Annotated in this window: 12 protein-coding genes; 6 read left to right on the top strand and 6 right to left on the bottom strand. The window is 44.7% G+C overall.

The window, feature by feature from the left end:
• Positions 1-10 precede the first annotated feature (10 nt).
• The 4 genes from OC23_RS02150 to kdpA are packed head-to-tail and all read right to left on the bottom strand — an operon-like array spanning position 11 to position 7020.
• Positions 11-2659 carry a sensor histidine kinase gene (locus tag OC23_RS02150; RefSeq protein ID WP_038342420.1) on the bottom strand — a complete coding sequence of 883 codons (2649 nt, stop codon included), beginning with the start codon at positions 2657-2659 and terminating at the stop codon, positions 11-13.
• 13 nt (positions 2660-2672) lie between these two features.
• Positions 2673-3284, bottom strand: coding sequence for a potassium-transporting ATPase subunit KdpC (gene kdpC, locus OC23_RS02145; protein ID WP_038342417.1), 612 nt, complete (start codon positions 3282-3284; stop codon positions 2673-2675).
• Between the two features lie 9 nt (positions 3285-3293).
• Positions 3294-5306 (bottom strand): potassium-transporting ATPase subunit KdpB, encoded by a 2013-nt coding sequence (kdpB, locus tag OC23_RS02140; protein WP_038342415.1) that lies wholly within the window; start codon positions 5304-5306, stop codon positions 3294-3296.
• A gap of 16 nt (positions 5307-5322) precedes the next feature.
• A complete protein-coding gene (gene kdpA, locus OC23_RS02135) occupies positions 5323-7020 on the bottom strand; it encodes a potassium-transporting ATPase subunit KdpA (RefSeq protein WP_038342412.1) in 1698 nt (565 codons plus the stop codon).
• 304 nt (positions 7021-7324) lie between these two features.
• On the opposite strand from kdpA, the gene OC23_RS02130 reads away from it, so the two are divergent.
• The 6 genes from OC23_RS02130 to tcuB all read left to right on the top strand — a co-directional run bounded on the left by OC23_RS02130 (position 7325) and on the right by tcuB (position 14424).
• Positions 7325-8254 (top strand): LysR family transcriptional regulator, encoded by a 930-nt coding sequence (locus tag OC23_RS02130; RefSeq protein ID WP_038342409.1) that lies wholly within the window; start codon positions 7325-7327, stop codon positions 8252-8254.
• A gap of 275 nt (positions 8255-8529) precedes the next feature.
• A complete protein-coding gene (locus OC23_RS02125; protein WP_038342408.1) occupies positions 8530-9840 on the top strand; it encodes an MFS transporter in 1311 nt (436 codons plus the stop codon).
• Positions 9841-9937: 97 nt separating this feature from the next.
• A complete protein-coding gene (locus OC23_RS02120) occupies positions 9938-10732 on the top strand; it encodes a substrate-binding domain-containing protein (protein WP_038342406.1) in 795 nt (264 codons plus the stop codon).
• Between the two features lie 132 nt (positions 10733-10864).
• Positions 10865-11794: a LysR family transcriptional regulator gene (locus OC23_RS02115; RefSeq protein WP_038342404.1), complete on the top strand. Its 930-nt coding sequence runs from the start codon at positions 10865-10867 to the stop codon at positions 11792-11794.
• A 103-nt stretch (positions 11795-11897) separates the two neighbouring features.
• On the top strand, positions 11898-13304 hold the full coding sequence (tcuA, locus tag OC23_RS02110) for an FAD-dependent tricarballylate dehydrogenase TcuA (RefSeq protein ID WP_038342402.1): 1407 nt from the start codon (positions 11898-11900) through the stop codon (positions 13302-13304).
• A complete protein-coding gene (gene tcuB / locus OC23_RS02105) occupies positions 13294-14424 on the top strand; it encodes a tricarballylate utilization 4Fe-4S protein TcuB (protein WP_038342401.1) in 1131 nt (376 codons plus the stop codon). The genes tcuA and tcuB overlap by 11 nt, the downstream gene beginning before the upstream one ends.
• Before the next feature lie 135 nt (positions 14425-14559).
• Here tcuB and OC23_RS02100 read toward each other — a convergent pair whose 3' ends face one another.
• Positions 14560-15177 (bottom strand): TetR/AcrR family transcriptional regulator, encoded by a 618-nt coding sequence (locus OC23_RS02100; RefSeq protein WP_038342400.1) that lies wholly within the window; start codon positions 15175-15177, stop codon positions 14560-14562.
• Positions 15178-15285: 108 nt separating this feature from the next.
• Complete coding sequence (locus OC23_RS02095) at positions 15286-16680, bottom strand: hypothetical protein (protein ID WP_038342399.1); 1395 nt, start codon at positions 16678-16680, stop codon at positions 15286-15288.
• Between the last annotated feature and the right edge of the window lie 95 nt (positions 16681-16775).

Genomic DNA, 16775 nt, shown 5'->3' with positions numbered 1-16775 from the left:
AAGAATGATTTTAATCCTGATGAAGTGGTAAGCGTATTCTAATTAAAGTCCCTTGCGCATGAGCTCCCGCTAAAGCTTCTATGCTGCCCATATGCGCCCCGATAATCGCTTTTACAATGGCAAGCCCTAAACCTGTTCCTGTTTTACCACGATCTCCACGTTGCATGGTATAGAACATATCAAAGATTTGTTCGCGTTCTTCTTCAGGAATGCCCATCCCTTGATCCATAATATCAATCTGAAGCGCGTTTTCCTCCTGCCGAATCCGGATTTCCACTGGCACATGATCTGGTGAAAACTTGGCCGCATTTTCCAGCACATTAAAAATCGCCTGTTCAATCAAGGCAGGATGCACATACAGTTGCGGCAAGTCTTCCGGAATCTGAACATCAATACTGACATGAGGTTGGTAGCGTTTCAGTCGCTGGGTCGCTGAACCAATCAGTTCTTCCACCGCAATCCAGTCGCGACTCAAGCTTAATCCCTGGTGACCGAGCCGGGTCATATCCAGCAGGTTTTGAATATAACGGTCCAGTCGTTCCCCTTCGACATGAATGGTGTCCAGTAAACTTTCACGATCTTCTGCGGACATCTGCGCAGCATAGTATTTCAGGCTATCCGCCGAACCGATCATCGCCGCCAAAGGTGAACGTAAATCATGGGAAACCGACGACAATAATGCCGAACGCAATTTTTCAGTTTCGGCGACAATGCGGGAGTTTTCCAACTGCAAAGACAACTGCACCCGCGACGTGGTTTGGGCAATATCATCGATCATCAGTTCAGCCAGCCGCTGCTGCTCAAAACTGATGGTGTCTGTATTTGGACTAAACCGCAGTGCAATCACACCATAACCGCCGACCAGATTCAATGGATTAAACCACCAGTCCGATTGGGTTAAGGTATTGGTAAACCGTCCACAGGGTTTGGCATTTTTCTGGGTCCAGTTTGCTGCAATCTGGTCTTTTTCATTCAATACACTGCTATCGCCTAATTCCTGCTCTCCGATTCTGAGCCAGACCGTCGCTGTTAAACAGCTCTCTAAATGTTGCTTGGCAACATTCATCACTTGCTCAATATCAACACAGCTAGACAGTTTCCGTTCCAATTCCTGCATTTGTAAGGAAACCGAATTGGCTGCACGTAAACTCAGCACCTGGGCACGTAATTGATTGGCTAAACGCCCAACCAGCAAGGCCGAAATAATGAAGATAATGATGGTCATGACCCCACGCTCGGCACTAATTCGTAGCGTAAATCGTGGTTCAATAAATAAATAGTTATATAACAAGAAGCAAATCAGTACACTCAGAATGGCGATGAACATTCTGGCGCGCATCGCCACGATCAGCACGGTGACCACAAAGATTAAAGCCAGCTCGCTATAACCGATAAAATGATCACTTACGGTTGCCGCAATCAAGCCAAGTAAAACAATCAAAATGCTTTCGATCATCTCGCGCGGATTGAAAGCTGGCCCCTGTTCAAACCAGGATGAGCGGACATGATCACCCTGTGACCTGGCCTGATGATTTTGAGTTTTTAATGGTTGAACAAAGGTAATCTCAAAGGGATGCTGCTTTTCTAAAAGCTGATCGGCAATATGGTCAGAAAACAGACGTTGCCAGAGCGACTTGCTTGGACTTTTCCCCAATAAAATATTGGATGCACCATAATCATAGGCTGCCTGCAAAATGGTCGATGCAATATGATTGCTATACAGCAAATAGGTATCGGCCCCCAGTTTCCTGGCTAAATTAAAGGCTTTAGTCACGGCAAAGGCTTGGGTATTGGCGTTTTGGCTCTTTTGGATCGAGATTACGCTCCAGCTTGCATTGCGTCGTTCTGCAATACGATGCGCGCGTCGCACCAAATCTTCAGAAAACGCTGAACCGTCAATCGCCAGCATGACATGATTTTGAATCGGGATAATCTGTCCCTGCGCAACAAACTTTTCCCGATAATCAATCTCAACCTGCCCTGCAACAGTCTGAATCGCCAAATCACGTAATGCGGTTAAATGGGCAGGCTTAAAAAACCCCTGTAATGCATGGGGGGCAACATCGGCTAAATAAATCTTGCCATGGTTCATCCGCTCTAATAGCTCAGGTACCGGCAAATCGACCAGACGAATGTCTTTCAATCGCTTGAATAATGCGTCGGGAACGGTCTCAGCCACCCGAATGCCCGTAATCTGGTACACCACATCATTCAGGCTTTCCAGATGCTGAATGTTTAAAGTGCTATAAACATCAATTCCTGCATCCAGCAATTCATTAACATCTTGCCACCGAAATTCATGCCGACTGTTCGGTACATTGCGATGTGCGAGCTCATCTACCAGCACGATTTCAGGCTTTATTTTAAGGATCTGGTCAAGATCCATCTCTTCCAATAAGCGGCCTTGATATTCTACCGTCTTTCGTGGAATCACATTGAGACCTTGAATCATGCGCTCGGTATCAGATCGACCGTGGGTTTCAACCACGCCCACCACCACCTGTTGCCCTTGTTGCATCAGTTCATGGGCCCGGGTCAGCATGGCATAGGTCTTGCCTACACCTGGCGCAGCCCCCAGGAAAATGGTCAAACGTCCAGACTGTTCACGTTGACTATGCGCCAACCATGCATCTGCTTTGTTATTGCGATCAATCTGCATAAATGTGACTCTATCAACGAGATGTAGATGACAATTGATCTAAGGCCAGATTGAGCTGTAGCACATTGACCCGCGCTTGCCCATAGACACCGAACTGGGCCGACTGAATCTGTTGTTGCACCAAATCCCGCAATTGTTGCTCTGCCAAATGGCGTTGCCCTGCTACGCGTTTCACCTGTAACAAGGCACTTTCAGGTGAAATGTCCGGATCAATCCCGCTGCCTGATGCAGTGATCATCTCATTCGGCACCTGTTGCTCTGAAATATGATGACGATGAGCAAATTGCACGGTTCTTTGCTTAATCTGTTTTTGTAACTCTGGATTGGAAATTGCCAAATTACTGCCTGCCATTGCATCGACATTGTAACTTACCGCACTGGGCCGACCATGAAAATATTGTTCACTGCTAAAAGGTTGTCCAACTAAACGCGAACCTACAATTGTTCCATTTAACTCAATCAAACTGCCATTGGCCTGCGTAGGAAAAATCAGTTGCGCGATAGAAACACTGGCCGTAGTGTACAAAAGTCCAGCCATTAAAAATCCCACCAAAACAAGCCCCATACCCGGACGTAGCATTGATTGAGCTTCGGTTGATAAGGGCAGATTTTCTAATGTATTCATTTTCATCTCCTAAATCCACAATGACACAACAAGGTCAATCAACTTGATTGCAATAAACGGAAAGATCACGCCGCCTACACCATAAATCAGCATATTACGGCGCAACAGTTGCAAGGCACTGGCAGGTTTAAACTGTACCCCTCTTAATGCCAAAGGGATCAACATCGGAATAATCAAGGCATTAAAAATCAAGGCTGAAATCACCGCACTGCTCGGACTGCCAAGTTGCAGAATATTCAGCACCGCAAGTTGTGGAATGGCTACCGCAAACAAGGCAGGCAGGATCACAAAGTACTTGGAAACATCATTGGCCAAAGAAAAGGTGGTTAAGGCACCCCGGGTAATCAATTGCTGCTTGCCAATTTCCACCACATCAAGCAGTTTGGTCGGATCGGAATCCAGATCCACCATATTGCCCGCCTCTTTCGCGGCCTGCGTGCCCGAGTTCATGGCAAGACCAATATCCGCCTGCGCCAAGGCAGGTGCGTCATTGGTCCCATCACCCACCATGGCCACCAGTTTACCCGCTGCCTGTTGTTTACGGATACATGCCAGTTTATCTTCAGGTTTGGCCTCTGCAATGTAGTCATCCACACCCGCTTCTGCTGCAATCGCCGCGGCAGTCAACGGATTATCACCTGTCACCATGATGGTTTTGATGCCCATCTCACGTAACAGTGTGAAGCGTTGTTTAATCCCTGATTTAATCACATCCGAGAGCTCAATCACGCCCAGAATGCTATGATTTGAAGCCACCACAAGCGGTGTCGCCCCTTTAGAAGCCACTTGTTCGACCCGGGTTTTAAGCTCGACATTGTCTTTGATCTGTTGATGGGTAAAGTTCAGAATGGCGTCGACAGCACCTTTTCGAATCTTTTGCCCATTGACCAAGTCCACCCCAGATAACCGTGTCGAGGCACTAAACTGGATAAATTCTGCATCTTTTGGCTCTTGGATGCTTTCACCCAGTTCTTTCCCTAGACTGATGACCGATTTGCCTTCAGGGGTGGGATCTGCAAAAGAGGTCAGCATGGCTGCTTGACGTAGCTCGGTGGCTGTCACGCCCGCCAATGGATAAAAGGCGGTAGCCTGACGGTCTCCATAGGTGATCGTTCCCGTTTTATCCAGCAACAGCACATCAATATCACCCGCAACTTCAACGGCTTTACCTGATTTGGCCAAGACATTGGCTTTTAAAGCGCGGTTCATTCCTGCGATACCAATTGCAGGCAATAAGCCCCCAATCGTGGTTGGAATCAGACATACCAGTAGTGCTATCAGCAATACCATGCTGATTTTAATCCCGACCATAGACCCAATAAAAGGTAAGGTGATGACCACTACAATAAAGGTGATGGTCATGATATTGAGCAAGATACTCAGTGCAATCTCATTCGGTGTTTTCTGGCGATTAGCCCCTTCAACCAAGGCAATCATACGATCCAGAAAGCTATGACCAGCTTCATTGCTGACACGAATAATAATCTCATCGGACAGAACCTTGGTGCCGCCAATTACCCCTGAACGATCGGTATGGGCTTCACGCAATACCGGTGCAGACTCACCGGTAACAGCCGATTCATTGATGGTGGCAAAACCCTGAATAATCTCACCATCCGCAGGAACAATTTCACCGGCTTTCACGATAACGAGATCATCTTTTTTGAGCAGATTGGCTGAAATCGTATTCGGTATCGCATTTAAGTCGAGGATACGATTTGCAGTTAAATTTTCACGCGCCTGCCGTAAAGATGCAGCTTGTCCACGCCCTTTGGCTTCTGCAACCGCTTCTGCATAATTGGCAAATAACACCGTGACCAGTAAAATCAGACTGAGGATCAAGCCAAAACCAAGGCCGGCATGACCCAACAAAGTCGCAACAATCGTTAGAATTGTTCCTACCCAGACACAGGCCATTACCGGGTTTTTAAAAGCATATTGTGGCAACAACTTATGAAAGGTCTGTTGAATAATGTCTTTATTCAAAATATCCATCTGTTGTGTCGCATGAGAATGTTTCATTGTGCTTGCTCCACGCTTAAACTTTTAGAGATAAATAATCTGCAATTGGCCCGATCACCAACACAGGCATGAATTGCAATACGGTCAAAATCAGCACGATCCCGATTAAAGTTAAAGCGAAGGTTGGGGATTCGATCTGTAAAGAACCTTTACTTTCAGCAGCTTGCGTTTTAGTTGCCAAACTGACTGCTATCAGTACAGGAATAATCAGTACGCTATAACGACCTGCCAATAACGCCACACTGGCACTCAGATTCCACCACAGCGTGTTATCGCCCAGGCCTTCAAAACCTGAGCCGTTATTGGCATAGGCCGAGACATATTCATAGAACACTTGGCTAATGCCATGGAAAGCGGGATTTGAATGACCTGTAAGGGATGGAAAGGCAATCGCGATTGCGGTCAAGCCCAGGATCACCACAGGTTGTAATAGAATTACCAATGCTAAAAGTTTGATTTCCGTGACTTCAATCTTGCGACCAAATAATTCAGGGGTACGCCCTGTCATCAAGCCTGCGATAAATACTGCAAGGAACAGATAAATAAAGAACTGTAATAGACCACAGCCGATCCCGCCCCAAATGGCATTGATCAGCATATTGCACAGTTCTACCAGTCCGGTCAGTGGTGAAGCCGAGTCATGCATCATATTGACTGAGCCATTATTCACTTGGGTGGTCAAACTTCCCCACAATGCCGATGCTTTGGCCCCGAAACGGACTTCCTTGCCTTCCATTAAGGCAGTATCTGGAATTAAGGAAGATTTTTCAGTCCACAGCGTCAACAAGGTTGAGGCCAGCGACATCAGTAACATGCTGCCAAAAATCATCCACATTAATTTCTTACGCTGGATAAAGCGTCCAAGCATGAACACCACGGACAATGGAATCAGTAAAATCGCAATCATCTCGATCACATTGGACAACGGCGTTGGATTTTCTAATGGCACACTGCTGTTCGGTCCATACCAGCCTCCACCGTTGCTGCCTAATTGTTTAATTGCCACCATCGGAGCAACGGGTCCCAGTGGAAGATGCTGGGTTTTAAGGTCTGCCGTTTGTTCCAGAACCTGTGCGGTTGGACCAGCAGATAAAGTTGCTGGAACGCCCTGAAATGTCAGCAACAAAGAAAAAATCAAGCCGAGTGGAATAAAGAACCGAAACAATGGGCGGATGAGATCCATCCAGTAATTTCCTAGATTGATCGTCTGCCAGTCTTTTTTATTTGCTCCGTCCTTAAGCCCCGATTGCAGAAACAAAGCCCTCAACATGGCGACCAGTAAGGCCAGTCCCATAATGGGCGACAAATACTGCAATCCCACAATCACGGTCATTTGCGATAGGTAAGACAGTTGCGCCTGCCCTGAATAATGTTGCTGGTTAGTATTGGTCAGGAATGAAATGCTGGTATGTAAAGCCAGATCCCAATTCATATTCGGAATATGGTCCGGATTTAGCGGTAACCATGCTTGAGTCATCAAGATGGCGAGACTGGCTCCTAGCAGTAAAGCATTGCTGAGCATAAAAGCACCCAGATATTGCCGCCAGTTCATGCCGTTACGCTTGACACCGAGCACAGCATAAATCGGCTGTTCAATCCAGTTAAACAGCGCATCACTTTTCATTGGCTTGGCCTGCATCACATCGGCAAGATAAGTCCCGAGCGGATAAGCCAGCAGTAATGAAAGGACAAATACAGAGATAAATTCCCACATAGCAGATGCCATTTAATAATAGGTCAGCTTTAGTATGGAAATTGAAGGCGTAAATTCTCTATATTGAAAAAAGCCGAACTCGTAAATTTTGCGTAAATAAAAACCTATCCTGATTGATGAAAGAAGATCATCCTCTTTGTCTTTATTCTGCTATGAGCTCAAGGCAGGTATTGCTATATACTTGTCATACAACAGCGTGAACTCATCCTACCGATAGTGTTCTCATCCTATTGATAATGCCCATCATAGTGATTAAATTGCTTTACTGAACAATCAGATGCCCACATATAAAAGAATATATTTCATGGAAATCAAACAAATAAAGTATTTTTTAATGGTAGTTGAGGCAGGTAGCATCGGTAAAGCTGCGCAAAAACTCGATGTCGGTGCTTCGGCCATCAGCCAGCAAATTAGTAAGCTCGAACAAGAGTTAAGCATACGCTTATTACAGCGGAATGCTTTTGGCGTCACCCCAACCCCTGCAGGTCTTGCCTTTTTAAAACATTCCCAGCTGATCTTGCGTCAGGTGAACTTCGCTGTAGATGCTGCACATTCGGCACGGCTTTCGGGGCATGTCAGCTTGGGGTTTCCACCGACCATTACCGCCTTGATTGGCATCCCGTTAATGAAACTGATGTCTGAACGTTATCCGGACATTCGCCTTGAAATTGTAGAGACCCTGTCGGGTAACCTGATTCAGTCAATTAATTCGCGTCAGCTTGATATCGCCATTATTTTTACCAATGAAATTGATAAGCAGTGGTCGATCCAGCCTTTGGTACGCGAGCAGATGTATTTGATGGCACGCAAGGAAGTGCTGGAAAAATACGGGCTTGGCGAATGTATTAAAAGCGGAATGATTCAGTCGCAGCAAATTGGTGATATTCCGCTGGTATTGCCACGTCAGCGCCATAGTTTAAGAAAGCTGCTTGAGCACAAGATTGGTCAACTCAATGTCGTCTATGAAATTGATGGCCTGCACCTGCTGATGGATAGCCTGATTCATCTGGACCTTGCCAGTGTGCGCCCAGGAAGTGCCTGCCTGCAGGAGTATCAGCACAAGATTCAATTACTTAAACTGGTTGATCCTGAAGTTGAGCGGATCAATTATCTGGTCAGCCTTGCCGAAGAAGAACTGTCACCTGCGGCCCTCGCCGCAAAATCTGCAATTAAAGCCTGTGTCAAGGAACTGATTCAAAATCAAATCTGGCCATGCTCCGAAATAATTTTATAACTGGTCATTAATTTTATTAAAGACCTCATTAATTTTGTCCTCTCACTCCTGCCTGCTTTTTAAGATTACATTTTGTTCCGGATGATCAGTGAATTTCGGTTTATCGGAATATAGATGTGTAGTTTGAACTGGAAACAAGGCATCACATTTTCTCGTCAGGATATCTCCAGATCTCGGCTCACCCCTTCGCCTGTCAAGGGTTTGGAGCAGAACCCTGTATATCCAGCTCATGAAAATTGTGAACGTTTCCATTTTGTCAGGCCAAGGAGGTCTTTATGGATGTTGCAAATCAGCGCAGTGCTACCTTTAAAAAAATATTAAATGTAACCAGTGGCAATTTTTTAGAACAATACGATTTTTTTCTTTTTGGCTTTTATGCCACCTATATCGCAGCAAAGTTTTTCCATTCTGATAATGAATATGTCTCTTTAATGATGACATTTACCGTATTTGCTGCGGGTTTTCTGATGCGTCCTCTCGGCGCTATTTTCTTGGGTGCCTATGTCGATCGGGTGGGACGTCGTAAAGGACTGATTGTGACCTTAAGCCTGATGGCCATCGGCACCATTCTGATTACCTTTGTACCGGGTTATGAAACCATTGGTATTCTTGCACCGATTCTGGTGGTGATTGGACGTCTGTTACAAGGCTTCTCGGCCGGTGTGGAATCGGGTGGTGTTTCAATTTATCTGGCTGAAATCGCAACTGATAAAAACCGTGGCTTTATTACCAGCTGGCAGTCTGGCAGCCAGCAAATTGCGGTTGTATTTGCAGCCTTACTGGGTTACTGGCTCAACACCATCCTAACCACCGCTCAAGTGGGTGAATGGGGCTGGCGTATTCCATTCTTAATTGGCTGTTTGATTATTCCTCTAATCTTCTTGTTCCGCCGTACTTTAGAAGAAACGGAAGACTTTAAAGCGCAAAAAACGCATCCCTCTTCAAAAGAAATTTTCAGCACACTGGTCAACAACTGGCGCATTGTCCTTGCCGGCATGATGATGAGTGCCATGACCACAACCACATTCTATTTTATTACGGTTTATACCACCGTCTATGCAAAACGCACTTTAGAAATGTCGGTAACCGACAGCCTGTTAGCCACCGTGTTTGTGGGTTTGTCGAATTTCTTCTGGTTACCAATGGGTGGCTTGCTTTCAGACAAAATTGGTCGCCGTCCTGTGTTAGTTGGTATTACCACCCTTGCGATCTTTACCAGCTATCCGGTTTTAAGCTGGTTAGTCAGTGACATCAGTTTCTCCAACCTGCTGATTACCCTTGCTTACTTCTCGTTCTTCTTTGGTATGTACAACGGTACCATGGTCGCAACCCTTGCAGAAGTGATGCCAAAACGTGTCCGTACCGTTGGCTTCTCTTTGGCGTTCAGCCTTGCCGCTGCGATTTTTGGTGGCATGACCCCTATGGCCTGTACCTTCCTTGTTGAAAATACCGGTAATGCCAGTACCCCGGCATTCTGGCTCATGCTTGCTGCGGTATGTAGCCTCATCTCAAGCTTGTATTTATGCCGAGGTTCTCAACAGAACAATACTGACGCGCTTGCTGAGCCTGCCAAGGTGAGCGCTTAAAACAACAACGACTTCACCTGAGATTTTAATGAACAGTACGGCGGATCTGAAGTCTCCGTACTGTGACTGTGCTCTCCTATCATTAAAGTGAGATCCTATGAAAACGTCCCCGATCTTTATGACCATTTGCCTAGCGGGTGCAGGCTTAGGCTCAACGCTTGCTTACGCAGATATCCTCGAAGTGATTAGTTCAGGCGGTTTTTATTCATCTATGGAAAAACTTATTCCAATCTTTGAACAACAAACTGGTCACACCGTACATCTCTCATCCGGCTCATCCATGGGTGCATCACCAACGGCTATTCCCAATCGACTTGATCGTGGTGAGCGTTTTGATGTAGTGGTGTTGGCAGCGCCAGAGCTGAGCAAGCTGGCAGAAAAAGGCTATGTCGACCCAGATTCACAAAGCGCTTTGGTCAATTCAAGCATTGGCATGGCTGTTCCTAAAGGTGCGCCAAAACCGGATATTAGCTCTGCGGCAAAATTTGAGAAAGTTTTACTCAATGCCAAGCACATCGGCTATTCCGCAAGTGCCAGCGGTACGCATCTTGAAAAAGATGTTTTCCCAAGCTTTCCGCCGGTCGAATACAAAGTGATTGCTGGTAAGGCAGAAAAAGTGGTTGGCGACCGCGTTGCCAAACGTATTGCCGAAGGCCAGTTTGATATTGGTTTCCAGCAAATCAGTGAAATCAAACCGTTTACTGGCCAATATGGTCAAGTTGAGTTAGTTGGTCCAATCCCTGCACCGTACCAAAAAGTGACTGTGTTTGCGGCGGGCATTGGTAAAAACTCGGAACATGCAAAAGTCGCCAAACAGCTTATTCAATTTGTAAAATCGTCTCAAGCCACACAAATTATTGAACAACAGGGTCTTGAGCAGGTTAAACAATAAAAGCCCTAAAAGGCAGCATTTTGAGCTGATGTTGCCTTTACTCTTGGAACGTTTTACGCAGCGTAATAGAACAAAATGTAGAGCAACAAAGCAGTGTAGAATTCATCCATAAAGGACAATGTAGTATTTGCCGTGGAACTCAAACAACTCAAGTATTTTATTGCAGTGATCGAGACAGGAAGCTTGGGCAAAGCTGCCAAAAATCTCGATATTGGAACGTCTGCATTAAGTCAGCAAATCTCAAAATTAGAAAGCGAGCTTTCGATTCGCCTGTTACAACGTACCGCTTTGGGTACAGTTCCCACCCCTGCGGGCTTAGCTTTTTTTCAACAGGTTCAACTGGCGCTTAGACACCTAGACCATGCTGTAGATTCAGCTCATTCTTCCCGTTTAAGCGGTCATGTCACCGTCGGTTTTTCGCCAAGTGTCGCGGCGGTGATGGGCACCCACTTTTTAAAACTGATGCGAAACCGTTACCCCGACATTAAAGTCCGTTTAATCGAGGGCTTATCAGGTGACTTAAAAGCTTTAGTTAATGCCAGACAGCTCGATGTTGCCATCATCTTTAGTGATGATGTCGACCCACAGTGGGCTATACAGCCTTTAGTCAAAGAACAGATGTTTGTAATCTCTCCGAAAGAAGTGCTGAGCCAGTACCAACTTGAAAGCTGTATAAGCACTCAAACGATTACTCATTCACAGCTTAAACAACTTCCCCTGATTTTACCGAGCCAACGACATGGACTGCGCTTGTTACTGGAACAGAAAATTCATCAACTTAGAGTGGCCTATGAAATTGATGGGTTGCATTTGTTAATGCAAAGCATTAGCCAACTGAAAATGGCAACCATTCAACCTGCGGGTGCCTCATTAAACTCACGGCAAGACCTATGTTTACTACGTATTATAGAACCTGCCATTGAACGCATTAACTATTTGATTAGTCTTTCTGAAGAAGAGCTCTCACCTGCCACCTTAGCTACCAAAGTGGTAATTCGTGCCTGTGTGACCAATATGATGAATGAAAAAGGCTGGCCTGGTGCGGAACTCATAAACACTTAAGCTGTTAGTGTTTATTTTTATTAAATACCCATTCAAGCCTAGCCTCTCACTGCATATTCCCTTTTAAAGCTACATTAGCCCGAGCTGAGAAAGGGAGACATCCATGCATGATGTAATTGTGATTGGTGGTGGGAATGCCGCACTGTGTGCCGCGCTCACAGCAAAAGAAAGTGGTGCTTCTGTGCTGGTCATAGAAGCAGCACCCAAAGAGTGGCGTGGTGGTAACTCACAACACACGCGTAACCTCCGTTGCATGCATGATGCCCCTCAAGATGTATTGGTCGAAGCCTATCCCGAAGAGGAATATTGGCAAGACCTACTTAAAGTGACTGCGGGCAAAACCAATGAGCACTTAGCTCGTCTGGTGATTCGTAGCACGGCGACCTGTCGAGACTGGATGCGTAAACATGGTGTGAATTTTCAGCCACCACTATCGGGGGCTTTGCATGTTGCACGTACCAATGCCTTTTTTATGGGTGGCGGTAAAGCCCTCATTAATGCGTATTACCGTAGTGCCCAAGAACTTGGTATTGAGATTTTATACAACACAAAAATTAAAGATCTAAAGTTAAACCAAGGACATTTTGAAGCTGCCATTGCCGAAGATGGCCGTGTGTTTAAAGCGAAAAGCTGTGTATTGGCCGCAGGTGGTTTTGAGTCAAATCTGGAATGGTTAAGAGAAGCATGGGGACAAAATGAAAACGGCGAATGGCCTGCCGATAATTTCATTATTCGTGGAACCCGCTTTAATCAGGGCAACTTGCTCAAATTTATGATCGATCAAGGCGCCGATATTATTGGTGACCCATCACAATCACATTGCGTCGCTGTAGATGCACGCGCCCCCTTATATGACGGCGGTATCTGTACCCGTATTGACTGCGTTTCCTTGGGAATTGTGGTCAATAACAAAGCCGAACGTTTTTACGATGAAGGCGAAGACTTCTGGCCAAAACGTTATGCGATTTGGGGCCGTCTTGTTGCCAAACAGCCACAGCAAATTGCCTATTCGATTATTGATTCAAAAGCGATTGGTCGCTTTATGCCACCTGTATTTGCTGGTGTAAAAGCAAATAGCATTCAAGAGTTAGCCGAAAAAATCGGGCTGGATGCAAAAACCTTATGCCATACCGTAGAAGAATTTAATCAGGCCTGTGTGCAAGGCAGCTTTAACCATACCGTTTTAGATGACTGCACTACCCAAAATATTGTTCCCAACAAAACCCATTGGGCCGTTCCTCTCGATCAGCCACCTTTCTATGCCTATGCGCTTAAACCCGGCATTACCTTTACCTATTTAGGTTTAAAAGTCGAAGACGATGCTGCGGTGCGTTTTAACAATAAAGCCAGCCGCAACCTGTTTGTCGCAGGTGAAATGATGGCAGGTAATGTACTCGGTCAGGGTTATACCGCAGGCGTTGGCATGTCGATCGGCACAATCTTTGGACGCATTGCCGGAAAAAATGCAGCCCACTATGCACTTTCACAAGGAGTTGAACATGAATGCTAGTACCAAAGCCCTGATTCCAGTGGTTCAGCTCTCTGACCATGAGCAAGAAGTTCAAAGAGCCCTACAGATTTGCAATGCTTGTCGTTACTGCGAGTCATTTTGTGCTGTTTTTGCGGCTATGACCAAGCGCCTTGAGTTTAATCAAGCCGATATTCATTACATGGCAAACTTATGCCATAACTGTGGTGCATGTTTACATGCTTGCCAATATGCCCCGCCGCACGAGTTTGGTGTCAATATTCCAAAAGCGATGGCACAAGTCCGTTTGCAAACTTACCAAGAGTTTGCGACCCCTCAGCCTTTAGGCCGACTTTATAAGTCTGTAGGTATTGCTTTTGTTTCAGTGTTATCACTCATTTTCTTTTTATGCATGTTCGCTGTGGTGTGGTACAAAGGCACCGACCTGTTTGCAGGCTATCAAGGTCATTTCTATGCGATTTTCCCACATCACTTTTTAGCGCTGCTGTTTGGAACAACCTTTACAGTTGCAATTATTTTGCTCGGCATTGGAATTAGCAAATTCTGGCGGCAGACGTCTAAAGTCATTCACGGCAAAGTTGAGAAACCAGACCTTATTCAAGCCTCTCAAAATGTATTAACACTTAAATATTTAGATGGTGGTCATGGCAAAGGCTGTAATGAGCAAGATGATCGTTATACACACATCCGCCGTGTGTTCCATCACCTGACCTTTTATGGCTTTATGCTTTGCTTTGCAGCCACAGGTGTAGCGACTTTATATCATTATTTTCTTGACCTACACGCACCTTATCCTATCTTTAGCTTGCCTGTGATTTTAGGTACGTTGGGGGGGCTTGGCTTAGTGATTGGACCATCTGGCTTGCTCTATTTAAATCTTAAACGTCATCCATTGCATGGTGACCGTGAGCAAAAACCTGTAGATCGGGGCTTTATTTTCCTTTTAATTTTAGTCAGTGCTTCAGGCCTAGCCCTCATGGCACTTCGCAATACCCCTTATATGGCAGTTTTACTGATGTTCCATTTAGCTACGGTCATGACTTTCTTTATTACCATGCCATTTGGAAAGTTCGCACATGGTTTTTACCGCAGTGCGTCTTTACTCAAGTTTGCGATTGAAAATAGGCTAACAAAACAATAAATCTGTATATGAATATAAGGCATTCATAACTTCTGTCTTATATTCAGCCATTCAGCGCCAGAATGGAAAGACTGTAAAATTGATTAGCCAGTGCTTAAATTAGCTCAAGTAAAGGCTAACTGGCAGATAGGCCTATCACTTATAAATTTCGTTTATTTTGAAATTAATACCGCCTTCAATATAATCTTTTAAGTATTTACCCAGCAAACGATGATCCTTGACCTTAGTCGGCCAGAAATGCTCCAGACCAATATCACTGATTACATTTAGAATGATATTAAATGTAAAAAGGACTTTAAGTGAAACTGCATCGGGTTCGGCATCAGGTAAAGCCCGCTGTAATAACTGCACTGCTTTATTCGAAATCGGGACAAGCGTGTTGGCAACGATCCGTCGCCCTTCATCTCCTGCACTGATCGTTTTTGAAAAAAACTTGATGTAATGTATTCCATTCTCCTGTAAAAGAATTTTGACCATGGGTTTCATCAAAGCATCGACAACATCAGCAACTTGTACGTGATCTGGATGAATGCTATTTAACAAGGCCAAACTTTCTGTCACATAAGGTTGCATGACATGATCCAATGCAGCTTCGACCAGCCCCCATTTCGATTTAAAGTGATAATAAAGCGCTGATTTGTTTGCAACACCTGCTGTTTCATTAATCTTCTGCACCGATAGGGTTTCAATATTATTCTGTGAAAAAAGAACTATCGCTGCTTCTATCAGTTTTTCTTTAGTTTGCTTACTCATTCAATTCTTCACGCAACCATCCAAACCTATCCGGAGAAATATCGGGCCAGTCCAAAAAATAAACCAATCTATTCCAGATTGGTTTATTGTTCCATGCTGGCTTATTCCCTAAGAACAGCCTTTAGTTTCAAAAGCTTCCCTGGAAGTATAGTTTATATCGGGTAGATAATCACCCATCACCGCCTTTTCCTCTCCCCACGCTTTTACATTCTGTACAGCCTGTTTAAATTCTGGATTCGGTAACAGATTACGCATGATGAAAATACCAAAATCAGCATGTCCAAACGCCTTACCGTCTTCTGCCATATAGCCTGAACCACGTGGGCTTAATTCAAGGAAATATACCCCGCATTCTTCTCGCGCATTGGCTGGACGGTCTTCTGCCAATGAAGCAACAATGGTATAGAAACCATCTTTATCAACTTTCTGGATGTTCTCATCATATAAACAATAATTAGTTGCCGTACTGATGATTTCATTGGTACAGATCGACCAATACCGCACATCAGTTTTTTGCACAAATTGATCATTATTAAAGGTTTTTTCTGTATTCGGAACTTTACCCCGAAGCTCAATCACTTTACCTAGACGTCGGCTAGTGGTTGCAAAAACATATTCATTATCAGGCGTGGCCCAATAGTTCAGCTTAGGCGTTACGCTTAGCCCTTCACATTTATCCAACGGCTGTTTGGTGACCGGATCAAATTTATAGGTACATTTAAAATTATCCAGTCCACTAAATGCCTTATACCATTTTGGTTCTAGCTGAGCGGGAAAACCGGTATATCTATTTTGGTTAAAAGCAGCCAGAGTGGCGGCCAATGGCAGGCTTGTTGTACGGTCTATCGGACCTTTTTTCACCTGTAAAATATTGCAAACCTCTTGCCCGTGTTTAACTTCACCACTTGCAAGCTGTACTTTAAACCGGGGAAAACTGACATTACCTTTTTCATTCATATTTTTATTAGGTACATAGACCCGATATAGAATTGCAACCTTATTGTCAGCAGTTTTAGGTGCATACAGGGTATTTGTAGCAGGCTTTTCTGGTAAGTCTGCCAATTGTAATTGTGTTGAATAAGCACGTTCTTTACCTAAACGATTATTTCCCACAACAAAAGGATTTGTGGATCCTGGGTTTGGTACAATCGCTCGATCCAGCAATGAATTAACACGTTCACCTTGCGCGCTATAACTCACCAAAGAAAAATGACGTGAATATGGGTAATCTCCATCAATCATCACTTTAGCGCCTTCTGGAACGGTGAACTCTGATGACCAATAGCTTACATTTGAGTCAGGAAAAGCAAAGTTCAACGGGTCTTCCCCTGTATGGGTTTTACTGGTCACCGAATTTTGCCACATACAATCTGTTAATACTGAATCCGTATCAGATGGGGTGCTTACCCGATTAGTATTATCACTCTCGTTACACGCGCTCAGACTTACTAAACCGAGAATAGCCAGTAATACGCCAACGTTTATTTTTTTTGATCTTTGCATCAGACATCATCCTTTTAAGCCTAATTATCAAACACTTTTTCCATCATTGTTGTTATAGATCTTGCACAATCCCGACAAGAACTAATCTATGTAGA

It is taken from the genome of Acinetobacter sp. A47 (assembly GCF_000805455.1).
Classification (GTDB): domain Bacteria; phylum Pseudomonadota; class Gammaproteobacteria; order Pseudomonadales; family Moraxellaceae; genus Acinetobacter.
This window is presented reverse-complemented; position numbering and strand designations above follow the sequence as displayed.

What these genes read in the sequence shown, in the direction of transcription:
- OC23_RS02120 (WP_038342406.1), top strand. Translation starts at nt 9,938, where the DNA reads ATGAAAACGTCCCCGATCTTTATGACCATTTGCCTAGCGGGTGCAGGC.
- OC23_RS02150 (WP_038342420.1), bottom strand. Translation starts at nt 2,659, where the DNA reads ATGCAGATTGATCGCAATAACAAAGCAGATGCATGGTTGGCGCATAGT.
- kdpA (WP_038342412.1), bottom strand. Translation starts at nt 7,020, where the DNA reads ATGTGGGAATTTATCTCTGTATTTGTCCTTTCATTACTGCTGGCTTAT.
- kdpB (WP_038342415.1), bottom strand. Translation starts at nt 5,306, where the DNA reads ATGAAACATTCTCATGCGACACAACAGATGGATATTTTGAATAAAGAC.
- OC23_RS02100 (WP_038342400.1), bottom strand. Translation starts at nt 15,177, where the DNA reads ATGAGTAAGCAAACTAAAGAAAAACTGATAGAAGCAGCGATAGTTCTT.
- OC23_RS02095 (WP_038342399.1), bottom strand. Translation starts at nt 16,680, where the DNA reads ATGCAAAGATCAAAAAAAATAAACGTTGGCGTATTACTGGCTATTCTC.
- tcuB (WP_038342401.1), top strand. Translation starts at nt 13,294, where the DNA reads ATGAATGCTAGTACCAAAGCCCTGATTCCAGTGGTTCAGCTCTCTGAC.
- OC23_RS02130 (WP_038342409.1), top strand. Translation starts at nt 7,325, where the DNA reads ATGGAAATCAAACAAATAAAGTATTTTTTAATGGTAGTTGAGGCAGGT.
- OC23_RS02125 (WP_038342408.1), top strand. Translation starts at nt 8,530, where the DNA reads ATGGATGTTGCAAATCAGCGCAGTGCTACCTTTAAAAAAATATTAAAT.
- tcuA (WP_038342402.1), top strand. Translation starts at nt 11,898, where the DNA reads ATGCATGATGTAATTGTGATTGGTGGTGGGAATGCCGCACTGTGTGCC.
- kdpC (WP_038342417.1), bottom strand. Translation starts at nt 3,284, where the DNA reads ATGAATACATTAGAAAATCTGCCCTTATCAACCGAAGCTCAATCAATG.